General features: G+C 71.7%; 4 protein-coding genes (1 of these 4 running past the window's edge). All 4 read right to left on the bottom strand.

Translation table 11 applies throughout. The features are described from left to right. Positions 1-248 carry the 5' portion of a TatD family hydrolase gene (locus tag AC3IF3_RS24540; protein ID WP_489230639.1) on the bottom strand. It extends 577 nt beyond the left edge of the window, so only the first 248 of its 825 coding nucleotides appear in the window; the start codon lies at positions 246-248; its stop codon lies off the left edge, out of view. Positions 249-295: 47 nt separating this feature from the next. Next, positions 296-1,894: a methionine--tRNA ligase gene (metG, locus tag AC3IF3_RS24535; protein ID WP_489230638.1), complete on the bottom strand. Its 1,599-nt coding sequence runs from the start codon at positions 1,892-1,894 to the stop codon at positions 296-298. A 208-nt stretch (positions 1,895-2,102) separates the two neighbouring features. Then, complete coding sequence (locus AC3IF3_RS24530) at positions 2,103-4,751, bottom strand: MGH1-like glycoside hydrolase domain-containing protein (protein ID WP_489230637.1); 2,649 nt, start codon at positions 4,749-4,751, stop codon at positions 2,103-2,105. 533 nt (positions 4,752-5,284) lie between these two features. Continuing rightward, positions 5,285-6,337 (bottom strand): DNA polymerase III subunit delta', encoded by a 1,053-nt coding sequence (locus AC3IF3_RS24525; RefSeq protein WP_489230636.1) that lies wholly within the window; start codon positions 6,335-6,337, stop codon positions 5,285-5,287. Between the last annotated feature and the right edge of the window lie 13 nt (positions 6,338-6,350).

Below are 6,350 nucleotides of genomic sequence, written 5' to 3'. Positions count from 1 at the left end.
GCGGCGATCTCGGCGATCGTCTCGGCCGGCACGTCGGGCTCCTGGGCGGCGCCGTCCGGATGGGTGCCGATCGTGTGCCAGACCTCGGGATGGGCCTCGGCGATCGCCCGGTAGGTCTCGGCCCGGGCGACCCGGGTCGAGATGGTGAGCATGCCGGTGACACCCGCGGCCTTCGCCCGGGCGATCACGCCGGGCAGGTCGGCGGAAAAATCGGAAAAATCGAGGTGGCAGTGGCTGTCGATGAGCATCGGGTCTCGGGGCCGGCGGGCGGCAGAGTCCTTCACGCGGAAGGGACTCAGGCGGAGGGGGCTTCGGGGCGCTCGAAGCGCGGGAAGATCGGCGCGGGGGCAGGCAGGGCCGTGCCGGGCACGAGGCGGCCCCCCTCCCCCACATCGGCGAGGCTGCGCCGGTCGGCCGGCACCGCCAGCAGATCCAGGAGCTTGGCGGCCGCACCGGGCACGAAGGGCTGGATCAGGATGCCGAAGGCGCGCAGGGCCTCCAGCGTCGTGTAGAGCACGGCGTTCATCCGCGCGGGGTCGGACTTGCGGAGCTTCCAGGGCTCCTGGCCGGCGAAGTAGCGGTTGGCCTCCGCCACCACGGCCCAGATCTCGGCCAGGATCGTATGGAGCGCGAGGTCGCCCATCAGGTCCCGCGCCCGCTGCGGCAGGGCGTCGGCCTGGGCGAGCAGCGCCCGGTCGGCCTCCGCCAGTTCGCCGGGATCCGGCACCGCGCCATCGCAGTTCTTGGCCACCATCGACAGCGAGCGCTGGGCGAGGTTGCCGATGTCGTTGGCGAGGTCGGCGTTGATCCGGCCGATGATCGCCTCGTGGCTGTAGCTGCCGTCGCCGCCGAACGGCACCTCGCGCAGCACGAAATAGCGCACCGGATCGACCCCGTAGGTGTCGGCGAGCTCGAACGGGTCGAGGACGTTGCCCAGCGACTTCGACATCTTCTCGCCCTTGGAGAGCAGGAAGCCGTGGCCGAAGACGCGCTTGGGCAGGGGCAGCCCGGCCGACATCAGGAAGGCAGGCCAGTAGACCGCGTGGAACCGGACGATGTCCTTGCCGATGATGTGCAGATCCAGCGGCCAGAATTTTTTCCCGGCGGCTGACTCGTCGGGGAAGCCGGTGACGGTCAGGTAGTTGGTCAGCGCGTCGACCCAGACGTACATGACGTGGTTCGGGTGCCCCGGCACCGGCACGCCCCAGTCGAAATTGGTGCGGCTGACCGACAGATCCTTGAGGCCGGAGCGCACGAAGCTCGCCACCTCGTTCCTCCGGGTTTCCGGCCCGATGAAGTCCGGCTGGTCCGCGTAGAGCTTGAGCAGCCGGTCCTGGTAGGCGGACAACCGGAACAGGAAATTCTCCTCCTCCATCCACACGACGGGCGTGTCGGTGGTGAGGCTGCGGCGGCTGCCATCCTCCAGCAGGCGGGTCTCGGCCTCGTCGTAATAGGCCTCGTCGCGGACCGAGTACCAGCCGGCGTACGTGTCCAGGTAGATGTCGCCGTTGGCCTCCATCCGCCGCCAGATCGCCTGCGCGGCCTCGTAATGGCTCGGCTCGGTGGTGCGGATGAAGCGGTCGTAGGCGCAGTCCATCCGGTCGGCCATGGCCTGGAAGCGGGCGGCGGTGCCGTCGACATAGGCGCGCGGGCTGGTGCCGGCCCGGGTCGCGGCCTGCTGGATCTTGAGCCCGTGCTCGTCGGTGCCGGTGGAGAACAGCACGTCGTACCCGTCGAGCCGGTGGAACCGCGCGATGGCGTCGGCGGCGATCACCTCGTAGGCGTGGCCGATATGCGGCGCGCCGTTGGGGTAGGAGATCGCGGTCGAGAGGCCGAAGGTCTTTTGGGGCTGCGCCGGGGTGTTGGACGTCACGTCGAGGGTGTTCCGGATCATCGCGAAAAGCTGCCCGCGTTGTCGCGCGGCAGCGGCCGGGACGCAACCGCCGCCCGCTCCGCGGACGGCACCGTCCGGCCCCGGACACGCATCGGCGTCCCCACCCGCCGGAGGCGCCGGGGGCAGGGCTCCGGATACCGGCATGCGGGGCCCGCGGAACCCCGCGGGGGCCGCCGCCCTTCGCCTGCGACGCCGATTGCGAGGCGGCCTACGGGGGCGGCTTCGCCCGGTGGTGCAGCAGGTTGAGGATCAGCGCCGTCCAGCCGGTCTGGTGGGAGGCGCCGAGACCGCGGCCGGTGTCGCCGTCGAAGAACTCGTGGAACAACAGGGCCTCCTCGGCGCCCGCGGCCGCCGGGATCGGCGGCCGGTCGCCGAAGGCCGGGCGGCGGCCGGCCCCGTCCTTGGAGAACAGGGCGATCAGCCGGTCCCGGAGCGCGTCGGCGATCGCGGCGAGCGTGTGCATCTCCCCCGAGCCGGTGGGGAATTCGACGCGAAAGTCGTCGCCGTAATAGGTGTGGAAGCGGCGCAGGGCCTCGATGATCAGGTAGTTCGTCGGCATCCACACGGGCCCGCGCCAGTTCGAGTTGCCGCCGAACATGTTCGAGGTGGAATCGGCCGGATCGTAGCGGACCGTGAAGGAGGCGCCGAACTCGTTCAGGGCATAGGGCTGGTCGCGATGCGCCTTCGACAGCGAGCGGACGCCGTAGGGCGAGAGGAACTCCGCCTCGTCGAGCATGCGCCGCAGCAGCGCCTTCATCCGGTGGCCGCGCAGCAGCGACAGCAGCTTGCGGTCCTTGACGCCGCCCTCGTCCCAGCGGGAGACGAGGCGGGCGAGATGCGGGCGGTTCTCCAGCAGCCAGTTGAGGCGCCGGGCGAAGTCCGGCAGGCGCTGGAGCACGGAGGGCTCGATCACCTCGACGGCGAACAGCGGCACCAGCCCGACCATGGAGCGGACACGCAAGGGGAGCAGCCCGGCGCCGGGCATGTCGACCTCGTCGTAGTAGAACTCGTCGTCCTCGTCCCAGAGGCCGAAGCCCTCGCCGCCCATGTCGGTCATCGCCTCGGCGATGAGCAGGAAATGCTCGAAGAACTTCGAGGCGGTGCTCTCGTACACGTCGTTATGGAGCGCGAGTTCGAGGGCGATGCGCATCATGTTGAGGGCATACATCGCCATCCAGGCGGTGCCGTCGGCCTGGTGCACCATGCCGAAGCCCGGCGGCGGGCGCGACCGGTCGAACACGCCGACATTGTCGAGGCCGAGGAAGCCGCCCTGGAAGACGTTGCGGCCGCCCGCATCCTTGCGGTTCACCCACCACGTGAAGTTGATCAGCAGCTTGTGAAAGACGCCTTCGAGGAAGGCGAGGTCGCCGCGTCCGCCGCGGCGGGCGCGGTCGATCTCGAACACCCGGTAGGTCGCCCAGGCATGGACCGGCGGGTTGGTGTCGGAGAACTCCCACTCGTAGGCCGGGAGCTGGCCGTTGGGGTGCATGTACCATTCGCGCGTCAGCAGCAGGAGCTGCTTCTTGGCGAAGTCCGGGTCGAGCAGCGCCAGTGGCAGGCAGTGGAAGGCGAGATCCCAGGCGGCGAACCACGGATATTCCCACGTGTCCGGCATCGAGAGCACGTCGGAGGCCGCGAAGTGGCGCCACTGGGTGTTGCGGCCGCCGTCGCGCTCGCGGGGCGGCACCGGCTGCAGCGGATCGCCCTTGAGCCAGACCCGCACGTCGTAGGCATAGAGCTGCTTCGACCAGATCAGCCCCGCCGCGGCCTGCCGGAAGATCGCACGGGCATCCGGTTCGGCGATCCCGTCCTGAAGGTCGTCGTAGAAGGCGTCGGCCTCGGCGACGCGCAGGTCCCGGAGGCTGCCATCCGCATCGAGCGGGCGCGTCCGCACCCCCGCCGACAGCCGCAGGCGGATCCGCCGGGTCTCGCCGGGCTGCAGGCGGAGCGCGTAGTGCAGGCCGAGCTTGGTCCCGGCATCGCGCCGGATCGCGGCGGCGTCGCCCCCGACGATCGCCGCGTGGAGCCCGTCCTTGAACGGGCCCTCGGCCTCGGGCTGGCCGGCGTGGCGGCGCAGGTTCGTGTCGTTCTCGCAGAACAGCACGTCCGGCGCGCCCTCGAAGACCAGCCGGTAGGGGCCGAGGCGGGGATGCTCGCAGGCGACGCCGCCCTCGGGGTGGATCGCCAGACGCGGGCGCGGGCCGTTCTCCCGCCACGACCACGTGTTGCGGAACCAGAGCTGCGGGACGAGGTGGAGGTCGGCGGCCTCCGGGCCCCGGTTCGTCGCCGAGACGGTGACGTGGATGTCGTCGACATCCGCCTTGGCGTATTCCACGGTCACGTCGAAGAAGTGGCCGCCATCGAAGATCCCGGTGTCGTCGATCTCGTATTCCGGCACCTCGCGGCTGCGCTGCAGCCCCTCGCGCACGAGGTCCTCGTAGGGGTAGGCGGCCTGCGGATAGCGGTAGAGAAACTTGAGGTAGGCGTGGCTCGGGACCGCGTCGAGGTAGTGGTAGTGCTCCTTGACGTCCTCGCCGTGGTTGCCCTGCTCGTTGGTCAGGCCGAACAGGCGCTCCTTCAGGATATGGTCGCGCCCGTTCCACAGGCCGAGCGCGAGGCAGAGCAAGCCGCGCTCGTCGCAGAGGCCGGCGAGCCCGTCCTCACCCCAGCGATAGGCGCGCGAGCGCGCATCGTCGTGGGTCAGCGAGCGCCAGGCATTGCCGTCGCGGCTGTAATCCTCGCGCACGGTGCCCCATTGCCGCTCGCTCAGATACGGCCCCCAGAGCGACCACGGCCGCTCGCCGCGCGCCTGCTCGGCGATGCGGCGGCGCTCCGCCCAAGCGATCGCGTCGCTCACGCCCGCCCCTTTCGAAGGCGGGCCCGCCGCGGCAGGGCGAGGGACAGGATCGTCCGAACGGCCGCGCGATGAGGCAGATCGTGGGTCATGGCATTCCGGGCGGCCAGGGATCGAGCGGGGGCGCGATGCATCATCAGAGCCAAGCGCCGCAGGCCGGATGCCGAGCAGGCGGGCGGGAACGCGCGTTCGATCGCCGCCCCGCGATGGGCCGACGCCAGGATCCCCGCCCGGCCAGCCCTTTCACGGTGTTTGGCGCAGCAATTCATGGGCGACGCGCGTCGCCCTCCTCCCCCCGCGATCCCGGGCCTGCCCGGGATCGCGGGGGCGTGCGGGGAGGCGTTGGAGGTGGGGGCGGTGCAGGATCGAACGGTGCGGTGCCGTCTGCACCACCCCTGACCCCTCCCCGCAAGGGGGAGGGGAAGCGCACGTTTTTCGACGCGTCGGCGTCAAGTGGAGAGGTGTGAACCCTTGGGCGGAACGTCCCGAACGCGACCCAATCCAAACACTTTGAAAGGGCCGGCTCCGCCCGGCCCCTACCCGATCTCCGCCAGATCCCCGAACAGCGACAGCACCACCGGGCGCCGGTCGAGGTTGTAGATCGCCGCCTCCCGGGCCGCGCGGCCGAAGCGGTCGGCGACCTCCACCAGGGCCGCCAGCCGCGCCGGCGGCTCGTCCCGGCGGCGGTCGAGTTCGGCCGAGACGAAGCGCAGCACCGCGTCCTGGGCGGCCGCGAACCGCGTCTCCGCGTCGCGCCCCGCCAGGGTCTCGGCGAGCTTGAGCACCCGGCCCCAATCGGGATCGCGCGCCCGCGCCAGCAGGGTCTCGACCTCCGCCACCAGCCCGGACGTGACCGGGTCGAGCATCGCCAGGGCCCGGGCCACCGAGCCCTCGCACTGGGCGATCGCCCGGGCCAGGGCCGCCTCCTCGGGCTGCGGGAACGGCTCCGGCAGCCCGCGCACCACCCGGGCGACCTCCCCGGCCGCCAGGGGGCGCAGCATCAGCGCCCGGCAGCGGGAGCGGATCGTCGGCAGCAGCCGGCCGGGCTGGTGGGACAGGATCAGGAACAGGGCCCGGGGCGGGGGCTCCTCCAGCACCTTGAGCAGGGCGTTGGCGGCGTTGGCGTTCAGGTCCTCGGCGCTGTCGAGGATGCAGACGCGCCAGCCGGAATCCGTGGCGGTCGCGGAAAACAGGTCCAGGGCCCGGCGGACCATGTCGACGGAGATCTTGGTCGGCAGCGCCTTGGCGCCCGCGATTCGGTGGCGGCGCAGGGCCACGAGGTTCGGATGCGACAGGCCCGCCACCTTGCCGGTGACGGGGTCGCCCGCCGGCAGGTCGAGCCCGGGCGGGCCCCCGCCCCCGGGATGGGCGAGCAGGCGCCGGGCGACCCGGTAGGCGAGCGTCGCCTTGCCGATCCCGGGGGCGCCGCCGATCAGCCATGCGTGGTGCAGCCGCCCCGCCGCGATGCCGGCCGCGAAGGCGTCGGCCGCCGCCGCGTGGCCGACCAGCCCCAGGGTCTCCCGCGGGCGCGGGATGCCCGGCAGGTCCCCGGGCTCGACGTCGTCGGCGGCGCGGTCGATGGGCTTCATGGCGGTCCCTGGG

This window comes from Methylobacterium sp. J-118, from assembly GCF_057836565.1.
This window is presented reverse-complemented; position numbering and strand designations above follow the sequence as displayed.

Bases quoted from the DNA above. Each gene is read 5' to 3' on its own strand.
- metG (WP_489230638.1), bottom strand. From the start codon at position 1,894: ATGATCCGGAACACCCTCGACGTGACGTCCAACACCCCGGCGCAGCCC.
- AC3IF3_RS24525 (WP_489230636.1), bottom strand. From the start codon at position 6,337: ATGAAGCCCATCGACCGCGCCGCCGACGACGTCGAGCCCGGGGACCTG.